At 74.4% G+C, this 21,318-nt stretch carries 14 protein-coding genes and 2 tRNA genes; 7 read left to right on the top strand and 9 right to left on the bottom strand.

Annotated features, from left to right (window positions below; genetic code table 11):
• Positions 1-96: 96 nt before the first annotated feature.
• From serA to ilvD, 7 genes are all read right to left on the bottom strand, one after another.
• Positions 97-1,692, bottom strand: coding sequence for a phosphoglycerate dehydrogenase (serA, locus tag J1M44_RS07235; protein ID WP_002854199.1), 1,596 nt, complete (start codon positions 1,690-1,692; stop codon positions 97-99).
• A gap of 148 nt (positions 1,693-1,840) precedes the next feature.
• The gene (gene ilvC, locus J1M44_RS07230) at positions 1,841-2,872 is read right to left on the bottom strand and encodes a ketol-acid reductoisomerase (protein ID WP_002854207.1); all 1,032 of its coding nucleotides are present in this window, start codon (positions 2,870-2,872) and stop codon (positions 1,841-1,843) included.
• 35 nt (positions 2,873-2,907) lie between these two features.
• Positions 2,908-3,417, bottom strand: coding sequence for an acetolactate synthase small subunit (gene ilvN, locus J1M44_RS07225; protein ID WP_002854209.1), 510 nt, complete (start codon positions 3,415-3,417; stop codon positions 2,908-2,910).
• Positions 3,418-3,429: 12 nt separating this feature from the next.
• Positions 3,430-5,331, bottom strand: a complete 1,902-nt coding sequence (locus tag J1M44_RS07220) for an acetolactate synthase large subunit (protein WP_002854211.1) — start codon at positions 5,329-5,331, stop codon at positions 3,430-3,432.
• Between the two features lie 291 nt (positions 5,332-5,622).
• Entirely contained in the window at positions 5,623-6,843 is a 1,221-nt protein-coding gene (locus J1M44_RS07215; protein WP_144824280.1) for an N-acetylglucosamine-6-phosphate deacetylase, read from the bottom strand.
• Between the two features lie 43 nt (positions 6,844-6,886).
• Entirely contained in the window at positions 6,887-7,072 is a 186-nt protein-coding gene (locus tag J1M44_RS12020; RefSeq protein ID WP_049160420.1) for a hypothetical protein, read from the bottom strand.
• A gap of 103 nt (positions 7,073-7,175) precedes the next feature.
• On the bottom strand, positions 7,176-8,903 hold the full coding sequence (ilvD, locus tag J1M44_RS07205; RefSeq protein WP_060775813.1) for a dihydroxy-acid dehydratase: 1,728 nt from the start codon (positions 8,901-8,903) through the stop codon (positions 7,176-7,178).
• A 104-nt stretch (positions 8,904-9,007) separates the two neighbouring features.
• Between ilvD and J1M44_RS07200 the strand changes: the two genes are divergently transcribed.
• From J1M44_RS07200 to J1M44_RS07170, 7 genes are all read left to right on the top strand, one after another.
• Positions 9,008-9,556 carry a hypothetical protein gene (locus J1M44_RS07200; protein WP_126860350.1) on the top strand — a complete coding sequence of 183 codons (549 nt, stop codon included), beginning with the start codon at positions 9,008-9,010 and terminating at the stop codon, positions 9,554-9,556.
• 67 nt (positions 9,557-9,623) lie between these two features.
• Positions 9,624-9,699: transfer RNA gene (locus tag J1M44_RS07195), tRNA-Lys, on the top strand.
• An 83-nt stretch (positions 9,700-9,782) separates the two neighbouring features.
• Positions 9,783-10,271 carry a thioredoxin-dependent thiol peroxidase gene (gene bcp, locus J1M44_RS07190; protein ID WP_002854221.1) on the top strand — a complete coding sequence of 163 codons (489 nt, stop codon included), beginning with the start codon at positions 9,783-9,785 and terminating at the stop codon, positions 10,269-10,271.
• Positions 10,272-10,336: 65 nt separating this feature from the next.
• Positions 10,337-10,417: transfer RNA gene (locus J1M44_RS07185), tRNA-Leu, on the top strand.
• Positions 10,418-10,465: 48 nt separating this feature from the next.
• The gene (locus J1M44_RS07180) at positions 10,466-12,130 is read left to right on the top strand and encodes an ABC transporter substrate-binding protein (RefSeq protein ID WP_144824279.1); all 1,665 of its coding nucleotides are present in this window, start codon (positions 10,466-10,468) and stop codon (positions 12,128-12,130) included.
• 99 nt (positions 12,131-12,229) lie between these two features.
• The gene (locus J1M44_RS07175) at positions 12,230-13,720 is read left to right on the top strand and encodes a malate:quinone oxidoreductase (RefSeq protein WP_241252872.1); all 1,491 of its coding nucleotides are present in this window, start codon (positions 12,230-12,232) and stop codon (positions 13,718-13,720) included.
• Between the two features lie 7 nt (positions 13,721-13,727).
• Positions 13,728-16,961: an efflux RND transporter permease subunit gene (locus J1M44_RS07170; protein WP_144824277.1), complete on the top strand. Its 3,234-nt coding sequence runs from the start codon at positions 13,728-13,730 to the stop codon at positions 16,959-16,961.
• Positions 16,962-17,006: 45 nt separating this feature from the next.
• On the opposite strand, the gene J1M44_RS07165 is transcribed toward J1M44_RS07170, so the two are convergent.
• Together J1M44_RS07165 and J1M44_RS07160 are read right to left on the bottom strand one after the other, a co-directional pair.
• On the bottom strand, positions 17,007-20,051 hold the full coding sequence (locus J1M44_RS07165) for an AAA family ATPase (protein ID WP_206480799.1): 3,045 nt from the start codon (positions 20,049-20,051) through the stop codon (positions 17,007-17,009).
• Positions 20,048-21,271, bottom strand: a complete 1,224-nt coding sequence (locus J1M44_RS07160; protein WP_144824275.1) for an exonuclease SbcCD subunit D — start codon at positions 21,269-21,271, stop codon at positions 20,048-20,050. The genes J1M44_RS07165 and J1M44_RS07160 overlap by 4 nt, the downstream gene beginning before the upstream one ends.
• Positions 21,272-21,318 lie beyond the last annotated feature (47 nt).

The following is a 21,318-nucleotide window of genomic DNA, read 5'->3' as shown; positions in this document are numbered from 1 at the left end:
GGTGCGGGGCGGGGCTCGGCTGGACGCGACATGGACACCATCTCAACACAGGGCGACGCGCGCCGGCCCCGCGTTGCCCGCCCGGGCGTCGACGGGTCAGACGGAGAGGTCCACCTCGGCCGCACGGGCGGCGCCGATGGCCGCGGCCAGCGTGGCCGCGGTGTCCCCGGACAGCGCCCCGTCCAGGGTCAGCACGGCCAGGGCGGCGCCCTCGTCGTCGCGCGAGACGTCCATGCCGGCGATGTTCACGCCCTGCACCCCGAGGGCCTGGCCCAGGACGCCGATGACGCCCGGGCGGTCCTGGTAGGCGAACACGAGCAGGTGGTCGGCCAGCGGCACCTCGAGCTCGTGCCGGTCCACGCCCACGAGCTTCTGCACCTGGCGCGGGCCGGTGAGCGTGCCGGTGACGGCCGTCTGGGAGCCCTGCGCGGTCGCGGCGCGCACCGTGACGGTGTTGCGGTAGGACTCGGACACCGCGGTGGTGGTGAGGCGGCACTCGACGCCGCGCTGCTCGGCCAGCACGGGGGCGTTCACGTAGGAGACCTGGTCCGAGACGATGTCCGTGAACACGCCCTTCAGGGCGGCCAGGCGCATCGCGGAGACGTCGTGCTCGGCGATCTCACCGGCGATCTCCACCTCGACAGCCGTGATGGACTGCTCGCCCACCAGCGCGGTGAGCACGCGGCCCAGCTTCTCGGCCAGCGGCAGGCCGGGGCGCACGTCCTCGTGGATCGCGCCGCCGGCCACGTTCACGGCGTCCGGCACCAGCTCGCCAGAGAGGGCCAGGCGCACGGAGCCGGCGACGGCGACGCCCGCCTTCTCCTGGGCCTCGGCGGTCGAGGCGCCCAGGTGGGGGGTGACGACGGCGGAGTCGTGGGCGAAGAACGCCAGGTCCGTGGCCGGCTCGGAGCTGAAGACGTCGATGCCGGCACCCCCGATGGTCCCGGCCTCGAGCGCGCGGGCGAGGGCGTCCTCGTCCACGAGGCCGCCGCGGGCCACGTTCACGATGATCGCGGTGTCCTTCATGCGGGCGAACTGCTCATCGCCGATCATGCCGACCGTCTCGGGGGTCTTGGGCATGTGGATCGTGACCACGTCGGCGCGCTCGAGCAGCTCGTCCAGCTCGACGAGGCTCGCGCCGAGCTGCTGCGCGCGGGCGGTGGTCACGTAGGGGTCGTAGGCGAGGATCTCCATGCCGAACGCCTTCATGCGCTCGGCCACGAGCGCGCCGATGCGGCCCAGGCCGATCACGCCCAGCCGCTTGCCGTACAGCTCGACGCCCGTGTACTTCGAACGCTTCCACTCCCCCGCCTTCAGCGAGCCGTGGGCGGCCGCGATGTTGCGGGCGGCGGCCAGGATGTGGCCGCAGGTGAGCTCGGCGGCGGAGATGATGTTCGACGTCGGCGCGTTGACGACCATGACGCCGGCCTCGGTGGCGGCGGGCACGTCCACGTTGTCCAGTCCGACGCCGGCGCGCGCGATGACCTTCAGCTGCGGCGCGGCGGCGATCGCCTCGGCGTCCATCTGAGTGGCCGAGCGGATCAGCACCGCGTCGACGTCGCGCAGGTCCTCGAGGAGGCGGGCGCGGTCGGCGCCGTCCGTGCGGCGGATCTCGAAGTCGGGGCCGAGGGCCTCGACGGTGGCGGGCGAGAGTTCCTCGGCGATCAGGACGACGGGCTGGGCTGCGCTCACGGGTGCTCCTGGAGGTGTGGTGCGGTGGGATGGAAGGCGGGCCAGCCCGCGCTCCGGTCCGAGCCTAGACGCGTGACCGGGCCGTGGCCGGAATGCGACGCCGGCCCCGGAGCGCGATGCCCGGGGCCGGCGTCGGGGCTCGGGCGGCTCAGCGGGCCGCAGTGCCCTCGGTGTAGTCGTCGTCCGCGTCCTTGAGCCAGGAGAACATCTGGCGCAGCTCGCGGCCGGTCTTCTCGATCGGGTGGGCCTCGCCCCGGGCGCGGAGCTCCTTGAACTCGGGCGCACCGGCCTTCTGGTCGTCCATGAAGCGCTGCGCGAAGGCGCCGGACTGGATGTCGGCGAGAACCGCCTTCATGTTCTCCTTCACGTCGGGGGTGATGACGCGGGGGCCGGAGACGTAGTCGCCGTACTCCGCGGTGTCGGAGATGGACCAGCGCTGCTTGGCGATGCCGCCCTCGACCATGAGGTCGACGATGAGCTTCAGCTCGTGCAGCACCTCGAAGTAGGCGATCTCGGGCTGGTAGCCGGCCTCGGTGAGGGTCTCGAAGCCGTACTGCACGAGCTGGGAGGCGCCGCCGCAGAGCACGGCCTGCTCGCCGAACAGGTCGGTCTCGGTCTCCTCGGTGAAGGTCGTCTCGATGACGCCGGCGCGGGTGCCGCCCACGGCCTTGGCGTAGGACAGGGCGAGGGCGTGGGCCTGGCCGGAGGCGTCCTTCTCGACGGCGATCAGCGCGGGCACGCCGCGGCCGGCCTCGAACTCGCGGCGCACCACGTGGCCCGGGCCCTTGGGGGCGACCAGGGCGACGTCGACGCCCTCGGGGGCCTGGATGTAGCCGAAGCGCACGTTGAAGCCGTGCGCGAAGAACAGGGCGTCACCCTCCTGCAGGTTGCCGGCGATGTGCTGGTCGTACACGTCGGCCTGGACCTGGTCCGGGGTGAGGATCATGATCAGGTCGGCCTCGGCGGCGGCGGTGGCGACGTCGACGACGCGCAGGCCCTCGGCCTCGGCCTTGGCGCGGGACCTGGAGCCCTCGGCGAGGCCGATGCGCACGTCCACGCCGGAGTCGCGCAGGGACAGGGCGTGGGCGTGGCCCTGGGAGCCGTAGCCGATGACGGCCACGGTGCGGCCCTGGATGATCGACAGGTCGGCGTCGTCGTCGTAGAACTTCTTCACGGTCATGCTGTTCTCCTCACGGGATGGGTGGATCGGGACGGTCAGCGGGCCAGGGCGCGGTCGGTCATGGACCGCGGCCCCCGGGCGAGGGCGAGGGTGCCCGAGCGGACGAGCTCACGCACGCCGTAGGGCTCCATCATCTCGAGGAAGGCCTCGAGCTTGTCACGGGTGCCGGTGGCCTCGAGGGTCAGGGACTCCGGGGCCACGTCGACGACGTGGGCGCGGAACAGGTCGGCCGCCTGGACGACCTGGCCGCGGGTGGCGGCATCGGCGCGCACCTTCACGAGCAGGTGGTCGCGCTGAACGGAGGAGTCGGGCGTGAGCTCGACGACCTTGATCACGTTGATCAGCTTGTTCAGCTGCTTGGTGACCTGCTCGAGCAGGTCCGTGTCGGCGTCGACGACCACGGTGATCCGGGACAGGCCCTCGACCTCCGTGACGCCCACGGCCAGCGAGTGGATGTTGAACGCGCGCCGGGCGAAGAGGCCGGCCACGCGGGTCAGGGTGCCGGGCACGTCCTCGACGAGCACGGACAGGGTGTGGCGTTCCATCGGTTGCCCTCCTCAGTCTTCCTGGTCCCAGTCGGGCGTCATGCCCCGGGCCACCTGGATCGCGTCGTTGCTGACCCCCGCGGGGACCATCGGCCAGACCATGGCGTCGCGGGAGACCACGAAGTCCACGATCACGGGCCGGTCGTCGATGGCGAGGGCCTGGCGGATGGTGTCGTCCAGGTCCTCCCGGCGGTCGCAGCGCAGGCCCGCGGCGCCGTAGGCGTCGGCGAGCTTGACGAAGTCCGGCACCCGGGCGGTGTCGTGGCCCGTGTTCAGGTCCGTGTTCGAGTAGCGCCCGTCGTAGAAGAGGGTCTGCCACTGGCGCACCATGCCCAGCGAGGAGTTGTTGATCACCGCGATCTTGATGGGGATGCGGTTGATCACGCACGTGGCGAGCTCCTGGTTGGTCATCTGGAAGCAGCCGTCGCCGTCGATGGCCCAGACCACGCGGTCGGGTTCGCCCACCTGCGCCCCCATCGCGGCGGGGACGGCGAAGCCCATCGTCCCGAGGCCGGCCGAGTTGAGCCACTGGCGCGGCCGCTCGTAGGCGACGAACTGGCTGGCCCACATCTGGTGCTGGCCGACGCCGGCCACGTAGGTGGCCTCGGGGCCGGACAGGGCCGACAGGCGCGAGATCACCTCCTGGGGCGCGAGGAGGCCGTCCTCGGTCTCGGTCCAGCCCATCGGGTAGGTGTCCTGCAGGCGCCGCAGCACCGCCCACCAGTCGGCGAGGTCGGGCAGCGCCTCGGTGTCCGTCGCGAGCTCGGCCACCAGGTCCGGGATGATCTCCTTGACGTGGCCGACGATCGGCACGTCCGCGGTGCGGTTCTTGGAGATCTCGGCCGGGTCGATGTCCGCGTGGATCACGCGGGCGCCGGGGGCGAACGAGGGCAGGTGACCGGTCACGCGGTCGTCGAAGCGGGCGCCGAGCGTGATCAGCAGGTCGGCCTGCTGGAGCGCGGCCACGGCGGGGACGCCGCCGTGCATGCCCGGCATGCCCAGGTGCTGGGGGTGCGAGTCGGGGAAGACGCCGCGGGCGGTGAGGGTGGTGACCACCGGGGCGCCCGTGAGCTCGGCGAGGGCGCGCAGCTCCTCGTGGGCCTCGCCGCGGGCCACGCCGCCGCCCACGTACAGCACGGGGCGCCGGGCCTCGCGGATCAGCCGGGCGGCCTCGCGGATCTGCCGGGGGTGGCCGCGCAGGACGGGGCGGTAGCCGGGCAGGTCGATCCGGGGCGGCCACGCGAACTCGAACTCGCCCTGCTGGGCGTCCTTGGTGACGTCCACGAGCACGGGCCCGGGCCGGCCCGTGGCGGCGATGTGGAACGCCTCGGCGAGGGCCTGGGGGACGTCCTCGGGCCGGGTCACGAGCCGGGAGTGCTTGGTGATGGGCATCGTGATGCCCACGATGTCCGCCTCCTGGAAGGCGTCCGTGCCGATCGCGGCGGAGGAGACCTGGCCGGTGATGAACACGACCGCCTGGGAGTCCATGTGGGCGTCCGCGATGGCGGTCACCAGGTTGGTGGCGCCGGGACCGGAGGTGGCGATGGCCACGCCGACCTTGCCGGTGGCCAGGTGGTAGCCCTGCGCCGCGTGACCGGCACCCTGCTCGTGGCGCACCAGGATGTGGCGGATCCGATCGGAGTCCATGAGCGGGTCGTAGGTCGGCAGGATGGCGCCGCCGGGCAGCCCGAACACGTCCGTGACCCCCAGCTCCTCCAGGGAGCGGATGATGCCCTCGGAACCGGTCATCCGGGTCGGCTCGACGCGGGAGCCCTCGCCGGGCACCCGCGGCTCGACGATCTCGGGCCGGAGGGCCGGACGGCGCTCCTGGACCCGGGCGGTCTCCGTCGGGCGGGAGGCCGGCGTCGGGACCTGCGGGACCGCCGCGCGGGCGTCGCGGGGGGTCGTGCTCATGGGGTCACCTCACTGCGTTCGTCGCTGCGTGTCCGTCGCGGGGGCGTCGGACGGTCGTCGTTCGGATCCGTCGGGCGTCGGGGACCGTGGCCGCGTCGATGACGGATCGGGCCGGCGTGGCGGAGTCTGAGGTGGGGACACGGGCCGCCGGGTCCTTCGGGGGTGGTCTCAGTATCGACAGCCGTGCGCCCCGTCCGCCATCGACCACCCGCCTGTCTCGCAGTGTGAGATAAAGCGTCACATCGTGAGACGACCGGGCGGTCGGGGTCGGATCCCGGGCCTGAGCCCACCCTAGTCAGCGGCCGCGGGGGCGGCCGCCTTCACCCACGTTCCGTGACGGAGCACCCCGCGCACCTCGAGCTCCGGGCCGAAGACGACGGCGTCCGCTCGGCTCCCGACTCGGAGCCGGCCGACGTCGGGGAGCCCCAGGGCGTCCGCGGGCGCGGCCGTCGCCGCCCGCAGCGCGGCGTCGAGGTCGACCCCGGCGGCGACGGCGGAGCGCACCGAGCCGGCGAGCGTGGCCGTGGACCCGGCGATGGCCCCGGCTGCGCCATCCGCGCCGACCACCCGCGCGACGCCGTCGTGGACCCGGACCCGCAGGGGTCCGAGGGAGAAGTCGCCGTCGCCGCAGCCGGCGGCGGCCATCGCGTCCGAGACGAGGATCCACCGCTCCCCCGCCTCCCGGGCGACCCGCCGCACCGTGGCCGGATGCAGGTGGACGCCGTCCACGATGGTCTCGATCCCCACGCGGGGGTCCTCCAGCAGGGCGACGGCCGGCCCGGGCTCGCGGTGGTGGGCGGGCCGGCACGCGTTGTGCAGGTGGGTGGCCATCCGCGCGCCCGCCTCGATCGCCGCGCGCGTGACCTCGTAGGACGCGTCGGTGTGGCCGATCGCGACGAGGACGCCCGCCGCCCGCAGCGTCCGCACCGCGTCGAGGGCGCCCGGCAGCTCGGGGGCCAGCGTCACCATCGCGAGGCTGCCCGCGCCGGCCTCGACGAGGCGCGCGACGTCGTCGGGGGCCGGGGCGCGCAGGGACGCGGCCCGGTGCGCGCCGCGGTGCCGGGGCGAGAGCCAAGGGCCCTCGAGGTGCACGCCGGCCAGCACCCCCTCCGCGCACAGGGGCGTCAGGGCCGTCAGCTGCGCCGCGAGCGCGTCGACGTGGTCCGTGACGAGGGAGGCCACCACCGTGGTCGTGCCCGCACGGGCGTGGGCCGCGGCCGCCGCGCGTGCCGCGGCCGCGCCGGACTCGAAGGCGTGTCCGCCGCCGCCGTGGCAGTGCACGTCCACGCAGCCGGGAGCGAGGAGGCCGTCGCCGAGGTCGTGGACGGGGCCGCGGGTGCGCGGCGGGTCGCCGGTCCCGACAGCCACCACGCGGCCCTCGGCCAGGGCGATCCAGCCGGGGCCGCCGAGGCGCTCGCCGTCATGGACGCGGTCCGCGCGCAGCACCGACGGGGATGCGACGGCCGACGACGCCTGCTCGGCGCGCGGCCCGTGAGGGACCGAGGCGGGCACGGATGCACCTTCCGGGGTGGACGGGTCGATGGACGAGGGGCGCTCAGAGGCCCTGCCAGGACGGCTTGGCCTCCCCCATGTGGCGGTACTCCCCCGCGAGTTCGAGTCGCCCGGCGGCGGCCTCGTCCACGAGGACGGTCACAGGCGGGTGCAGCTGCACGTCCACGCCGCCGGCCTCGCGCAGCGCCTCCTCGTAGGCGGCGGCGTCGGGCGGGATGACGACCTCCATCAGCGCGCCTCCCGCCCGGGACGGGGCGCGGGTCCCCCGGCCCGGGCGGCGAGCTCATGCATGCTCATCCCCTGCTGGACGCGGCGTGCGGGCCGACCAGGCCTCAGCCCAGGTAGGCGCCCTCGGCGGCGGAGTGCACCAGCTTGGCGTACTTGCCCAGCACGCCCGTGGTGAACTTCGGCGCCACCGGCTCCCAGGACTCGCGGCGGGCGGCGAGCTCGGCCTCGTCCACGAGCAGGTCCATGGTGCGTCCGGCGATGTCCACGCGGATGCGGTCGCCGTCCTGCACCAGGCCGATCGGCCCTCCCTCGGCGGCCTCGGGGGCGATGTGGCCGATGCATAGGCCGGTGGTGCCGCCGGAGAAGCGCCCGTCGGTGATCAGCAGGACGTCCTTGCCCAGACCCGCGCCCTTGATGGCGCCGGTGATCGCGAGCATCTCGCGCATGCCCGGGCCGCCCTTCGGGCCCTCATAGCGGATGACCACGACGTCGCCGGCGGCGATGGTCCCGTCCTCGAGGGCGTCCATGGCGGCGCGCTCACGGTCGAAGACGCGCGCGGTGCCCTCGAAGACGTCCGCATCGAAGCCGGCGGACTTCACGACGGCGCCCTCCGGGGCCAGCGAGCCGTGGAGGATCGCGATGCCGCCGTTGGGGTGCAGCGCGTCGTCCATGGTGCGGATGACCCTGCCGTCCACCGGGTCCGGATCGAGCGCGGCCAGGTTCTCGGCGAGGGTCTTGCCGGTGACGGTGAGGGTGTCACCGTGCAGCAGGCCCTCGTCCAGCAGGGCCTTCATGACCACGGGGACGCCGCCGATGCGGTCCACGTCCGTCATGACGTACTGGCCGAACGGCTTGAGGTCGGCGATGTGCGGGGTGCGGTCGGCGACGCGGTTGAAGTCGGACAGCTGCAGGTCGACGCCCGCCTCCCGGGCGATGGCGAGCAGGTGCAGCACGGCGTTGGTGGAGCCGCCGAAGGCCATGGTCACGGCGATCGCGTTCTCGAACGCGGGCTTGGTCATGATGTCCCGGGCCGTGATGCCCTGGCGGAGCATGTTCACCACGGCCTCGCCGGAGCGGCGCGCGAAGGCGTCACGGCGACGGTCCGCGGAGGGGGCGGCGGCGGAACCGGGCAGGGACATGCCGAGGGCCTCGCCGATGGAGGCCATGGTGTTGGCGGTGTACATGCCGCCGCAGGCGCCCTCGCCCGGGGCGATGGACTTCTCGATGCGGAGCAGGTCCTCCTCGGACATGAGGCCGCGGGCACAGGCGCCGACCGCCTCGAAGGCGTCGATGATGGTCACCTGCCTCTCGGTGCCGTCGGTCAGGCGGGCGACGCCCGGCATGATCGAGCCGGCGTAGACGAACACGGAGGCCAGGTCCAGGCGGGCGGCGGCCATGAGCATGCCCGGCAGCGACTTGTCGCAGCCGGCGAGCAGGACGGAGCCGTCCAGGCGCTCGGCCATCATCACGGTCTCCACCGAGTCGGCGATCACCTCGCGGGAGACGAGGGAGAAGTGCATGCCCTCGTGGCCCATGGAGATGCCGTCCGAGACGGAGACCGTGCCGAACTCCAGCGGATATCCGCCGGCGGCGTGGACGCCGTCCTTCGAGGCCTGGGCGAGGCGGTCCAGGGAGAGGTTGCAGGGCGTGATCTCGTTCCAGGACGAGGCGATGCCGATCTGCGGCTTGCCGAAGTCCTCGTCCCCCATGCCGACCGCGCGGAGCATGCCGCGGGCGGCGGTGCGCTCCATGCCGTCGGTGACGTCGCGCGAGCGCGGCTTCATGTCGGGGGCGGCGGACGGGGTGCTGGGAGTCGACGCGGCGGAGTCCATGCCGCGGAGTCTAGTGAGCACGGCGCGAGAGGGCCGGAGCGACGTCCCAGTGTGACGGGTGCGGCGGCATGACACGTGCGGACGGGTCCGCGTACGTTGGGGTCATGGACACGCCCACCCTGCACAGACGGCTGCGCCGCGTCTTCGATGCGCGCGTGTTCAACCATGGCGACTACAACGTCGTCTACGGCCAGCCCTCGGGCTCCTCCTCCCCCCTCGTCATCGGGTACCGCCACCAGCCGCTCGAGATGCTGCTGTGCCCGTTCGACCCCACCTCCACCCCGGACGACCACGACCGCCGCACCCCGGGCGTGGCCGAGGACGACCCGCACGGCCCGGTGACCGAGGCCTCCGCAGACCGCGCCGACGTCGTCGGGGTGGGCCTGGCCAACGTGGCCACCGTGGCGGACACGGGCAGCGGCTATCAGGTGGAGACCGTCACGGGCTTCCGCACGTGGTTCGACGTCCCGGAGCACACGCGCGTCCCGGTGGGTGACCTCACGGAGGACGGCACCGCGGAGCTCGACCAGGCCGAGGACGCCACCGACTTCCACGCCTTCATGACCGCGTTCATGGATGAACTGGACCGCCTCTACGCGGCCCCGGAGCCGGACACGACGGACGTCACGCCCCCCGATTTGCACGGCGTCTGAAACCCCTGGTAGGGTTTCACCTCGTTGCACGGCGCACCGGAGAGATCCGAGAGGCGGTGCGGCACCTGCACCTCTAGCTCAACCGGTAGAGCATCTGACTCTTAATCAGCAGGTTCCGGGTTCGAGTCCCGGGGGGTGCACCACACGAAGCGAAGGCCCCGTCTCCACGGAGACGGGGCCTTCGTCGTCCCCGCTCCCCGGCAGGCCCCACCGTAGGCTTGGGCCCATGACCGACACGACCCAGCACCGCCTCCAGCCCGGCGACACGGCACCTGCGTTCACCCTCCAGGACCAGGAGGGCCGGCCCGTCTCGCTGCGCGACAGCGCGGGCAAGCACACGATCGTCTACTTCTACCCGGCCGCGTCCACGCCCGGCTGCACCACGGAGGCCTGCGACTTCCGGGACAGCCTCGCCTCCCTCACCGCGGCCGGCTACGTCGTCCTGGGGATCTCCCCCGACCCGATCGGCAAGATCATCCGGTTCGCCGAGCAGGAGGGCCTGACGTTCCCCCTGCTCTCGGATGAGGACCACGCGGTGGCCGAGGCCTACGGCGCCTGGGGCGAGAAGAAGAACTACGGGCGGACCTCCGAGGGCCTGATCCGCTCCACGATCGTTGTCGGCCCGGACGGGAAGGTCACCCACGCGCAGTACAACGTGAAGGCGACCGGCCACGTGGCCCGACTGCGCCGCACCCTCGGCCTCGACGAGGCCTGATCCGCGCCCGCAGCGCCCGGGCACCACACGGTAGGATCGGGCCTCGCCCCGTGCGCGGGGTGTGCGCGGGCGTGGCGGAACTGGTAGACGCGCTGGATTTAGGTTCCAGTGTCCTGGACGTGGGGGTTCGAGTCCCCCCGCCCGCACTCCCCGGGCCCGCCCGATCCCGACGTCACCTGCCAGAGGAGGCCGCCATGCAGCCCACTCGCCGCGCCTTCCTCGGCGGGGGCCTGGGCCTGCTCGGCCTGGGCGCGGTCGGCTGCACGACGTCGCCCGCGGCGCCGTCCACCGCCGCCCCGACCTCCTCGGGACCGGGTCGGCTGCTCGTGGTCGGCGCCCCGGCGCGGGCGCTGACGCGGGATCCGGCCCGTGCGCTAGACGTCGAGTCCTTCCGTCTGATCCGCCAGGTCTTCGAGACGCTGCTCGGCGTGGACCCGGACACCGGCGCCCCCACGCCCCGCCTCGCCGAGCGGCACGAGGAGTCCGACGGCGGCCGCCTCCACACGTTCCACCTGGTCTCCGGGGTGGTGTTCGACGACGGCGAGCCGTGCGACGCCGCCGCCGTGGTTGCGAACATCGAGCGGTGGGCCGCCGCCCCTGCGCCCGTGGACGGGACCGTCACCCCGCCCTCCTCGTTCGTCTCGGCCTTCGGCGGATACGCCGGGGACGCGGACTCCGCCTTCGCCGGCGTCGAGGCGCACGGAGAGCTCGAGGTGCGGCTGCGCCTGCACTCCCCCCGCCGTCACCTCGCGGCCGCGCTGGCCTCGCCGGCCTTCGGGATCTCCTCGCCGGCCTCGTGGGACCGCACGGTCGACGTGGACGGCTCCGAGGTCACCACCCCCGCCGGCACCGGCCCCTACCGCTGGGCCGACGCCGCGGAGACCGCCGAGCTCACGCGCGCCCACCCGGGTGCCTCGGGCGCGACGTTCCTGGTCCCCAGCGACCGCCATCGCGGCTCCGACCCGGCGGCGTCCCCGGTGGCCGTGCAGGCGTGGGGTCGGGCCTCCGTGCGCCTGCGGGAGCTGCGGCGCGGCACGGCGGACGTGATCGACGTCGTCGCCCCCGGCCAGCTGCGCCCCCTCGTCGAGGCCGGCACCCAGGTGCTGCCCCGGGACCCCCTGGGCGTGCTCTACGTGGGCATGAACCTGGACCATCCGCTCGTGCGCGCGCAGTACCTGCGCCAGGCGATCGCGTACGCGGTGGACCGCCCGCGCATCGCCGGCAGCGACGTCTTCCTCGAGGGCACCCGCCTGGCCCACGACCTCGTCCCCCCGTCCCTCGGCGTCGGCGACGAGGAGGCGCGGCGCTACGACGTCAACCCGAGCCGGGCCCGCGAGTTCCTCGGCCTGGCGGGGTACGACGGGGAGCCGCTGGAGTTCCTCTACCCGGCCGGCACGGCCCGCCCCTCCCTGCCCGAGCCGGAGCGGGTCTACGCGATGGTCGCCCACGACCTCGGCGCGGTGGGGATGCACATCGTGCCCGTGCCCGTGCCGGAGGACCAGGACTACCTGCACGCCGTCGTCTCCCGACCCACCCGAGCCCTGCACCTGATGGGCCGCACCGGCGACTACCGCGACCCGCACGCGTTCCTCGAGCCCTTCGCGCGCTCGGGCCGCGCCGAGACCGGCTACCGCAACCCGCGCGTCGTCGAGGACGTGGACGCGGCGGCGGCCGAGACCGACGACGACGCGCGCCGCGCCCTGTTCCGCCGCGTCGTCCGGGCCATGGCCCTCGACCTGCCGGCGCTGCCGCTGGTCTATCCGATCTCGGCCCTGGCCACCGGCCCGCGCGTGGCCTCCTACCCGACGTCGCCGCAGCTGGACGAGCCCTTCTCGCGCGTCAGGCTGACCGAAGGCTGAACGCACCGGTAGTACAGTGGGAGATCACGGCGCCCGGCCCGACCGCCACTGCTCGGCCTGGTCGCACTGCGCCCACCCGCCGTCGTTCTGCTTCAGGAGTTGACCGTGCCCACCACCTCGTCCACCGCCACCCACGACGTCGTCCTGATCGGCGGCGGCATCATGAGCGCCACCCTGGGCGTGCTGCTGCAGAAGCTCGAGCCCACCTGGTCCATCGCCCTGTACGAGAGCCTCGACCAGGCCGGCCTGGAGTCCTCCGACCCGTGGAACAACGCGGGCACCGGCCACGCCGCCCTCTGCGAGCTGAACTACTCGCCCATGGACAAGAACGGCCGGGTGGACGTCACCAAGGCGCTGGGCATCAACGAGCAGTTCTGGACCACCCGCCAGTTCTGGTCCTCCCTGGTGGCGGACGGCACGCTCAAGGACCCCAAGTCCTTCATCAACCCGCTGCCGCACATGTCCTTCGTGTGGGGCGACGACCACGCCGACTACCTCCGCACCCGCTACGAGGCCATGTCCGCCCAGCCGCTGTTCGCCGGCATGGAGCACAGCGAGGACCCGGAGCAGATCCGCGCCTGGGCCCCGCTGCTGATCGAGGGCCGTGAGTCGGGCCAGCGCCTGGCGGCGTCCCGCAACACCGGCGGCACCGACGTCGACTTCGGCTCCCTCACCCGCCAGCTCATCACGGCCATGGCCGGCGCCGGCGCCGAGGTGCGCTTCGGTCACAAGGTCACCGGGCTCACCCGGGGCACGGACGGCCGCTGGGAGGTCAAGGTCAAGAACAAGGCCGCCGGTTCCGAGCTCGTGGACCGCGCCCGCTTCGTCTTCGTCGGTGCCGGCGGCGGCGCCCTGCCCCTGCTGCAGAAGTCCGGCATCCCCGAGGCCAAGGGCTTCGGCGGCTTCCCGGTCTCCGGCCAGTTCCTGCGCTGCACGGACGAGTCCGTGGTCAACCAGCACATGGCCAAGGTGTACGGCCAGGCCGCCGTCGGCGCCCCGCCGATGTCCGTGCCCCACCTGGACACCCGCTTCGTCAACGGCAAGCGGTCCCTGCTGTTCGGCCCCTACGCCGGGTTCTCCACGAACTTCCTCAAGACCGGCTCCTACCTGGACCTGCCGCTGTCCGTGCGCCCGCACAACCTCAGCACGATGCTGGACGTGGCCAAGGACAACATGGACCTGACCAAGTACCTCGTGACCGAGGTGCTGAAGTCCCGGGACAAGAAGATCGACGCGCTGCACGAGTTCTACCCGGAGGCTGACGGCGGCGAGTGGGAGCTGATCACCGCGGGCCAGCGCGTGCAGGTGATGAAGCGCAAGGGCCGCTTCGGCGGCGTCCTGCAGTTCGGCACCGAGGTCGTCACCCACGCGGACGGCTCGCTCGGCGGCCTGCTCGGCGCCTCGCCGGGCGCCTCCACCGCGGCCCCCATCATGGTGAAGCTGCTCGAGCGCTGCTTCCCCGCGAAGATGGCCGGCTGGGACGGCACGCTCAAGGAGCTCATCCCGTCGCTGGGCCACACGCTCAACGACGACCCGGCGCTGCTGGACGAGGTCCGCACCGTCACGGACGCCGCACTGAAGCTGGCCTGACGCCGCGATGGGAGCGCTCGCACGGTTCTCACTCGGCCGGCGGGCGCTCGTGGCGCTCGTCACCGTGTTCATCGCGGTCTTCGGCGTCCTCTCCGCCGGGCAGCTCAAGCGGGAGCTGATCCCCCCGCTCGAGCTGCCCGTCATCTCCGTCTCGACGCTCTACCCGGGGGCGTCCCCCGAGGTCGTGGACGCGCAGGTGGGCGAGCCCCTCGAGACGGCCCTGCAGGCCGTGGAGGGGCTCGAATCCTCGCGGTCCACGTCGCAGTCCGGCTTCAACGCGGTCCAGCTGGAGTTCGCCTACGGCACGGACCTGAACCGGGCCCGGTCCCAGGTGGACCGGGTGGTCGCCAACCTGGGGCCCCAGCTGCCGGAGGAGGCGGAGACCTCGTCCTTCGCGGGCTCCGTCTCCGACTTCCCGGTGGTCTTCCTCGCCCTGTCCGGGGACGAGGACCTCAACACCCTGCGCCGCCGCGCCGAGGACGTCCTGGCCCCGCGGCTGCAGAAGATCGACGGCGTCCGCGGCGCCGACGTCCTCGGCGGCACGGATGAGAACGTCTCCGTGGTCCCGGACCCGGCCGCGCTCGCCGCCGCCGGGCTGACCACCTCCGACATCACCGACGCGCTCGAGGAGAACGCCGGCCTCTTCCCCGTCGGCCAGGTCACCGAGGGCGCGACCACCTATCCCGTCCAGGCGGGCGCCGCCGTCGAGGACCTCGAGGGCCTGCGCGGGATCGTCGTCGCTCCCTCCGGCGACGGAGAACCGCGCACCCTGGACGAGGTCGCCGACGTCACCCTCGTGGCCGCGGCCCCCACCTCCCTGACCCGCACCGACGGGGTGCCGACGCTGTCCGTCTCCGTGACCGCGACCCCGGACGCCGACCTCGTGGCGGTCTCTCAGGCCGTACGCGACGCCCTGCCGGAGCTGGCGTCCCTGGTCGGCGGCGGCGCGGACCTGACCGTGGTGTTCGACCAGGCCCCGTTCATCCAGCAGTCCATCGACACGCTGTTCCAGGAGGGCCTGCTGGGCCTGGCATTCGCCGTGCTGGTGATCGCCGTGTTCCTGCTCTCGGTGCGCTCCACCCTCGTCACCGCCGTGTCCATTCCGCTGTCCCTGCTGGCCGCCCTCATCGGGGTGGCGGCCTTCGGCTACTCCCTCAACACGCTGACGCTCGGGGCGCTGACGATCTCGATCGGCCGGGTCGTGGACGACGCGATCGTGGTGGTGGAGAACATCCGCCGGCACCTCGGCCTGGGCGCCGACCGGCGCACCGCGATCCTCGACGGCACCCGCGAGGTCGCCACCGCGATCACCGCCTCCACCCTGGTCTCCGTGGCCGTGTTCCTGCCCATCGCCTTCGTGGGCGGCCTGGCCGGCGAGCTGTTCCGGCCCTTCGCCGTGACCGCCACGGTCGCCCTGCTGGCCTCCCTCGTCGTCGCCCTGACGATCGTGCCGGTGCTGTGCTGGTGGTTCCTGCGCGCCCCGCGGCGCGGGGCCGAGACCACGGCCGCGCCCGCCGTCCCCGGCGACCGGCCCGTGGCGGCCGGCGGATGGCTCACCCGGGCCTACCGCCCGGTGCTGCGCTGGACGCAGCGGCACACCGTGGTCACCCTCGCTGCCGCCCTGGCGCTGCTGGCCGGCACGGCCGCGCTGGTCCCGCTGATCCCCACGAACCTCCTGGGCGACTCGGGACAGAACTCGTTCGTCGTCACGGCGGAGCAGGAGCCGGGGGCGTCGCTGGAGACGACGGCCGCCGCCGCCGAGCGCATCGAGCGGGTGCTGCTGGACACCGACGGCGTCGAGACGGTCCAGTGGACGGCCGGCACCGCCGCCGGTCCGATGGGGGCCTTCGGCGGCTCCTCGGCGGACCGGGCGCGGTTCACGGTGGTGACCGACCCGGATGCCGACCAAGGGGCCCTTCAGGACGGGGTGCGCGCCGAGCTCACCGGTCTCGACGGCGTGGGCGACGTGTCCGTCTCCACACAGCAGGGGCCGAGCGGCGGCCAGGACATCGAGGTGTCCGTCTCCGCCCCCGACCCGCAGGCCCTCACCGCGGCCGCCGATCAGGTCGCCCAGGCGCTGCGGCCCGTCGAGGGTGCCCGCGAGGTGACGACGCCGGCCTCGGACCTGCGCCCGACGTTCCAGGTGGACGTGGACACCGTCGCCGCCGCCCGGCTCGGCCTGACCGAGGAGGCGGTGGCCGGCCAGGCCGCCGCCGCCCTGCAGGCCGTGCCCGTGGGCGAGGTCCGCTTCGGGTTCGAGAGCTTCGCGGTGCAGCTGGGTGACCCGGAGCCGGTCGAGTCCCTCGACGCCCTGCGCCAGGTGCCCGTGGAGACGGCCGAGGGGCCCGTGCCCCTGGGGGACCTCGCCGAGGTCTCGCGGGTGTCCGTGCCCGCCCGGGTGACGTCCTCGAACGGCGAGCGGACCGCCGTCGTCACGGTGACCCCGGACGACGAGGACCTCGGGGCCGTCTCACGCCGGGTGACGCAGGCCGTGGCGGAGCTGGACCTGCCCGAGGGCGTCACCGCGGCCGTGGGCGGCGCGGCGGAGCAGCAGGCGCAGACGTTCCGGGACCTCGGACTGGCGTTGCTGGCCGCCGTGGCGACCGTGTACGTCGTGATGGTGGCGACGTTCAACTCGCTGCGCCAGCCGCTCGTGCTGCTCGTGTCGATCCCCTTCGCCGCCACGGGCGTGTTCCTGGCGCTGCTGGCCACCGGCACGCCGCTGGGACTGTCCACGATGATCGGGCTGCTCATGCTGGTGGGCATCGTGGTGACGAACGCGATCGTGCTGATCGACCTGATCAACCAGTACCGCCGCGACCGCGGAATGACCTTAGACGAGGCCATCGAGGTGGGCGCGCTCAACCGCGTGCGCCCGGTGGTGATGACGGCCCTGGCCACCGTCCTGGCCATGACCCCGATGGCCCTGGGCGTCACGGGGCACGCGGGGTTCATCTCCCAGCCCCTCGCGGTGGCCGTGGTGGGCGGCCTGGTGTCCTCCACCCTGCTCACGCTCGTGCTCGTGCCCGTGCTGTACCGGCTCACCGAGGTCCGCGGGGAGCGCCGCCTGCAGGAGGAGCGCCGTGTCGCGGCCGAGCGGGAGGCGCAGCGCGTCGCGGCGGAGCGGGCGGCCGAGCGGGAGCGCCAGGCCGAGCAGGGAAGCGCGGCCCCGTCCGAGCTCGACGCCGGACGCCTCGGCCGACTCCGGCAGCGCCTCCGCCGGCGGTGGCGCCGGGCCTGACCTCACGCGTGGCGCGGACCGGGCGGCGGGGCGCACCCCCGCCGCTCAGGCGCCGTCGTGCACCGCGAGGCTCGAGCCGCGCCGGTTCTTGCGCACCTCGAGGCGCACGCCGATCTCCTGCCTCATCCGTTCGACGTGGGAGACGAGGCCCACGGTCCGGCCGCCGGTCCGCAGGGTGTCCACGACGTCCAGGACGTCGTCGAGCGTGTCCGCGTCGAGCGAGCCGAAGCCCTCGTCCACGAAGAGCGTGTCCAGTTCGATGCCGCCGGCTTCGGCCTGCACGGTGTCCGCGAGCCCCAGGGCGAGGGCGAGGGAGGCCATGAAGGTCTCGCCGCCCGAGAGCGTGGCCGGGTGGCGTGTCTCGTCCACGTAGTGGTCCCGGATGACGAGTTCGAGGCCCTTGTTCCCGCGCCCGCCCACGGCGTCGGAGTACTCGATCGAATACCGCTGGTCCGTCATGGCGAGCAGACGCTCGGTGGCCGCGGCGGCGACCTCCTCGAGTCGCCCGGCGAGGACGTAGCTCGTCAGGGGCATCTTGAGCAGGTTCTCCCCGCCGCCACGGACGAGGTCGAGCAGCCCCCGCACCCGCGTGTGTTCGGCGATGAGCCCGGCGGACCGCTCCAGGACCTCGGTCAGGGCGGCCGACTGCCGGCGCACCGTGGCGACGAGCGAATCGAGCCGCCCGACCGCCGTCGCCCGGGACGAGCTCGTGGCCTCGGCCGCGGCGAGCGCTTGGGCAGCGGCGCGGGTCTGCTCCTCGGTCGGCGGCTCGGCGCCCGCCTCGGCGAGGGCGCGGCCCCGGCGGACGGGCTCGCTCGCCTCGAGCTCGGCGAGGCGGGCCCGTTCGGCGTCCCACTCCTGCACGGCGGCCGTGCGGGCGGCGGCGTCCGTCTCCCCGAGGCGGGCCGCGCGCGCCGCGTCGACGTCGTCGAAGTGCTGTTCGGCCAGCGCGGCGGTGAGCGCCTGGCCGGTCTCGTCGGCGACCGCCCGGGCGCGCGCGTCCTCGTCCTGCGCCGCCGCGAGGGCGGCCAGGACCCGGCGTGCGGCGGTGAGCTGGTCGCGGCGGGCGTCGAGGGTCTCGGCGTCTCCGCGGGCGGCCTCGACGGCGTCCCGCAGCTCGGTCAGCCGGGCGGCGCGGTGGGCGGCGGCCTCGGCGAGCCGGCCGTCCTCGGCCGCGAGCGCGGCGGCGGTCTCGTCGGCCCCGGCGAGCGTCTTCTCGGCGGCGGTCAGCCGGCGGCGGTCGGCGGCGAGGTCCTTCGCCGCCTGGTCCAGCACGGCCCGTTCGGCCTCGGCGCGCTCGAGCGCCTCTCGCGCGGCCTCGGGTGCGAGCCCGGCGGCGGCCTCGCGCGCCGTGCGGAGGGTCTGCTCGGCGGCGCGCAGGGCGGTCTCGGCGTCGGCCGCGGCACGGTCGGCCGCGGTCCGGGCCTGCTCGGCGTCCCGCACGTCCGCCTCGGTCACCGTGGTGTCCGCGGTGGCGGCCGGGGCCGGGTGCTCGGGCGAGCCGCACACGGCGCACGGCTCGCCGGGCACGAGCCGCTCCGCCAGCTCGGAGGCGGCCTGCTCGTACCGGGCACGCAGCAGACCGACGTGCCGTTCGGCGGCCTCACTCCGCCGCTCCTGTGCCTCCCGATGGGCCCGGGCCGCGGTCTCGACCTCGACGGTGCGGGCAGCCGCGGCCTCGGCGGCCGTGCGGCGCGCGGCGGCCTCGTCCACGGCGCGGTCCACGGCCTCCCGGGCACCGAGACGCTCGGTGCCACGTTCGACGGCCGAGCGGAGTGTCGCGACGGCCGCCTCACGCTCGGGGCGGGACCCGACCAGGGCGGCGCGGTCGCGGTCGATCTCGGCCCGCCGCTCCGCCGCGGCGGCCGCCTCCTGCTCCAGCTCGCGCATCCGGTCACGGTCCCGGACGGCGCGCACCACCGCCTCCGCGGCGCGCTCGGCCTCCCCCAGCGCCTGGCGGGAGGCGGGCGCGTCGGCGGCCCCGTCCGCCCGGGCGGCGGCGAGCCACGCCGCCGCGATCGGCTCGTCCTCGACGTGCGCCAGGGCCTGCGTCACCGCCTCCGACGCGGTGCCGGCGACGTCCGCCGCCGCGGTGGCACGCTGCGCGGCGGTGAGCACCCGCCCGGCGCGCTCATGGGCGTCGACGGCGCGGCGCCGCGCCGCGGCGGTCTCGGCCTCGGCGTCGTGGTCGCGTCGACGGCGCCCCCACGCCTCGGCCGCGGCCAGGTCCCGCCCGCGGGTCTCCAGCTCACGCGCCGTCACCCGAGCCTGCTGCTCGGCGGCGCGGGCCATGGCGAGGCCGGCCCGTGCGTCCTCCTGGGCGCGACCCGCGCGCTCGGCGGCGAGGGTGAGCAGCCGCTCGTCCGTGTCCGGTGACGGCTCCGGCGCATGCCAGTCCGGGCCGAGCGCCTCGTGGAGCGCCTCGGCCAGCTGCGCCCGCGCGGTCCGGGCCACGTCCGCGTCCACGGCCACCGCGGTGTCCAGCCGGGCCGTCTCGCCGCGCAGGTGCTCCTCGACGCCGTCGAAGCGCTGCGTGCCGAAGAGCCGCCGCAGCAGGGCGCGGCGCTCATCCGACTTCGCGGTGAGGAACTGGGCGAACTGCCCCTGGGGCAGCAGGACGACCTGCATGAACTGCTCGGCGTCCAGGTGCAGGACGTCCGCGATCTGCTGGCCCACCTCGTCCGCCCGGGTGAGCGGCGCCGTCCATTCCCCGGCCACGCGTTCCCGCAGGGAGACCGTGGCCTGCGTGGTGACGGTGGCGCCCCCCGCCGCGCTGCGTCGCCGGCGGGGCCGCTCGTGCCTGGGCGAGCGGACCACCTCGAAGCGCCGGCCCTGCACGGTGAACTCGACCTGCACCTCGGGGATCACCGCGCCGGGCTCGCGCAGCGTGGTCACGAGCGACTCGGCCGACCGTCCGCCCGGCACGGTCCCGTAGAGGGCGAAGCACAGCGCGGCCAGCACCGTGGACTTGCCCGCGCCGGTGGGCCCGTCCAGCAGGAACAGGCCGGCCGCGTTGAGCCGGTCGAAGTCGACGTCCTGCGCCTGGGCGTAGGGCCCGAGCCCCTCCAGGCGCATCCGGTGGATCCTCATGCGCGCACCTCCGCCGCGCGGGCGGCCTCGAGGGCGTCCCCCAGCAGGTCCCGCTCGGCCTCGCTGGCCGGCCGCTGCCGGACGTGGTCCACGAAACCGACCGCGAGCGCGTGGTCCGAGGGCGCCTGCCGCAGGACCTGGGCGTAGGTCCGCTCCCGGGCCCGCCTCCCGCCGACCGGTTCGTGGCGGAAGACGAGCACGAAGGGGAACCGCGTCTTGAGACGCTCCAGGGCCCGCTCGGGGCGGTCGTCGTCGGTGACGGTGACCTGCACCCAGCACTGCTCCGCCCACGCGAACTCCGGGGACTCCAGCAGGTCCTCGATCGGCCCGGACAGCACCGCCAGGCGCCGCCCGGCGTCCCAGTCCACGGCCTCGACGTCGGTGACGGCCCCGCCCGTGACGTGGACGAGCCAGCCGCCCTTGCGGTGGCCCGCCTCGGAGAAGGAGTACGGCAGCGGAGAGCCGGAGTACCGCACGTGCTCGGCCAGCCGCTGGCGGCCGTGCAGGTGGCCCAGGGCCGCGTAGTCGAGCCCGTCGAACACGGAGACCGGCACCTGCCCCAGCGTGCCCACCAGCATCTCGGGCGGGGCGTCCGGCTCGACGTGCTCCCCCTCGCCGATGTCCCGTTCGGACTCGGAGCCGTGGCCCCCGGCCGCGAACAGGTGGGCCAGCACGACGCCGGCCACCGGCTCCGGCGCCTCGGCGCGGCGGGCGGCCAGATCGGCGTGGACACGGCGGACCGCCTCCGTCAGCACGGCCGTGTGGTGGGGCGCCACGCCCCAGGCCGGTCCCTGGTGACGCGGTTCGAGGTAGGGGATGCCGTAGACGGCCACGGTCTGGCCTGCGCCGCCGTCGACCCCGGGCTCGGTGAGCAGCACCGGGCGGTCCAGCTCCGCGGCGTCCGCGCGCACGTGCACGCCCGCGGCCGCCAGGAGTCCGCCGCCGAAGCCGAGGCGCACCGCCGAGTCGTGGTTGCCGCTCGTGAGCACCACCTGGGCGCCAGCCGCGTGCAGCCGGGTGAGCGTCCGGTCCAGCAGCCGGACGGCGTCCGACGGCGGCAGCGCGCGGTCGTACACGTCCCCGGCCAGCAGGACGGCGTCCACGCCGCGCTCCGTCACGGTCGCGACCAGGGCGTCCAGGACCTCCTCCTGGGCCTCGAGCAGCCCGGTGCCGTGGAACGACCGGCCCAGATGCCAGTCCGAGGTGTGCAGCAGGATCATGCGGCCCACTCTAGGGAGGGTGCGGACGGGATAAGCACGACGCCGCA

The organism is Micrococcus sp. KRD128, assembly GCF_017168395.1.
Classification (GTDB): domain Bacteria; phylum Actinomycetota; class Actinomycetes; order Actinomycetales; family Micrococcaceae; genus Micrococcus; species Micrococcus luteus.
The sequence above is the reverse complement of the archived record's forward strand: the minus strand, read 5'-3'. Positions and strand labels throughout refer to the sequence as shown.

Excerpts from the sequence above, each read along its gene's own strand:
- J1M44_RS12020 (WP_049160420.1), bottom strand. The coding sequence starts at position 7,072 with ATGGAGGTCGTCATCCCGCCCGACGCCGCCGCCTACGAGGAGGCGCTG.
- J1M44_RS07180 (WP_144824279.1), top strand. The coding sequence starts at position 10,466 with ATGCAGCCCACTCGCCGCGCCTTCCTCGGCGGGGGCCTGGGCCTGCTC.
- J1M44_RS07160 (WP_144824275.1), bottom strand. The coding sequence starts at position 21,271 with ATGATCCTGCTGCACACCTCGGACTGGCATCTGGGCCGGTCGTTCCAC.
- J1M44_RS07220 (WP_002854211.1), bottom strand. The coding sequence starts at position 5,331 with ATGAGCACGACCCCCCGCGACGCCCGCGCGGCGGTCCCGCAGGTCCCG.
- J1M44_RS07170 (WP_144824277.1), top strand. The coding sequence starts at position 13,728 with ATGGGAGCGCTCGCACGGTTCTCACTCGGCCGGCGGGCGCTCGTGGCG.
- ilvN (WP_002854209.1), bottom strand. The coding sequence starts at position 3,417 with ATGGAACGCCACACCCTGTCCGTGCTCGTCGAGGACGTGCCCGGCACC.
- ilvC (WP_002854207.1), bottom strand. The coding sequence starts at position 2,872 with ATGACCGTGAAGAAGTTCTACGACGACGACGCCGACCTGTCGATCATC.
- J1M44_RS07200 (WP_126860350.1), top strand. The coding sequence starts at position 9,008 with ATGGACACGCCCACCCTGCACAGACGGCTGCGCCGCGTCTTCGATGCG.
- ilvD (WP_060775813.1), bottom strand. The coding sequence starts at position 8,903 with ATGGACTCCGCCGCGTCGACTCCCAGCACCCCGTCCGCCGCCCCCGAC.
- J1M44_RS07165 (WP_206480799.1), bottom strand. The coding sequence starts at position 20,051 with ATGAGGATCCACCGGATGCGCCTGGAGGGGCTCGGGCCCTACGCCCAG.
- bcp (WP_002854221.1), top strand. The coding sequence starts at position 9,783 with ATGACCGACACGACCCAGCACCGCCTCCAGCCCGGCGACACGGCACCT.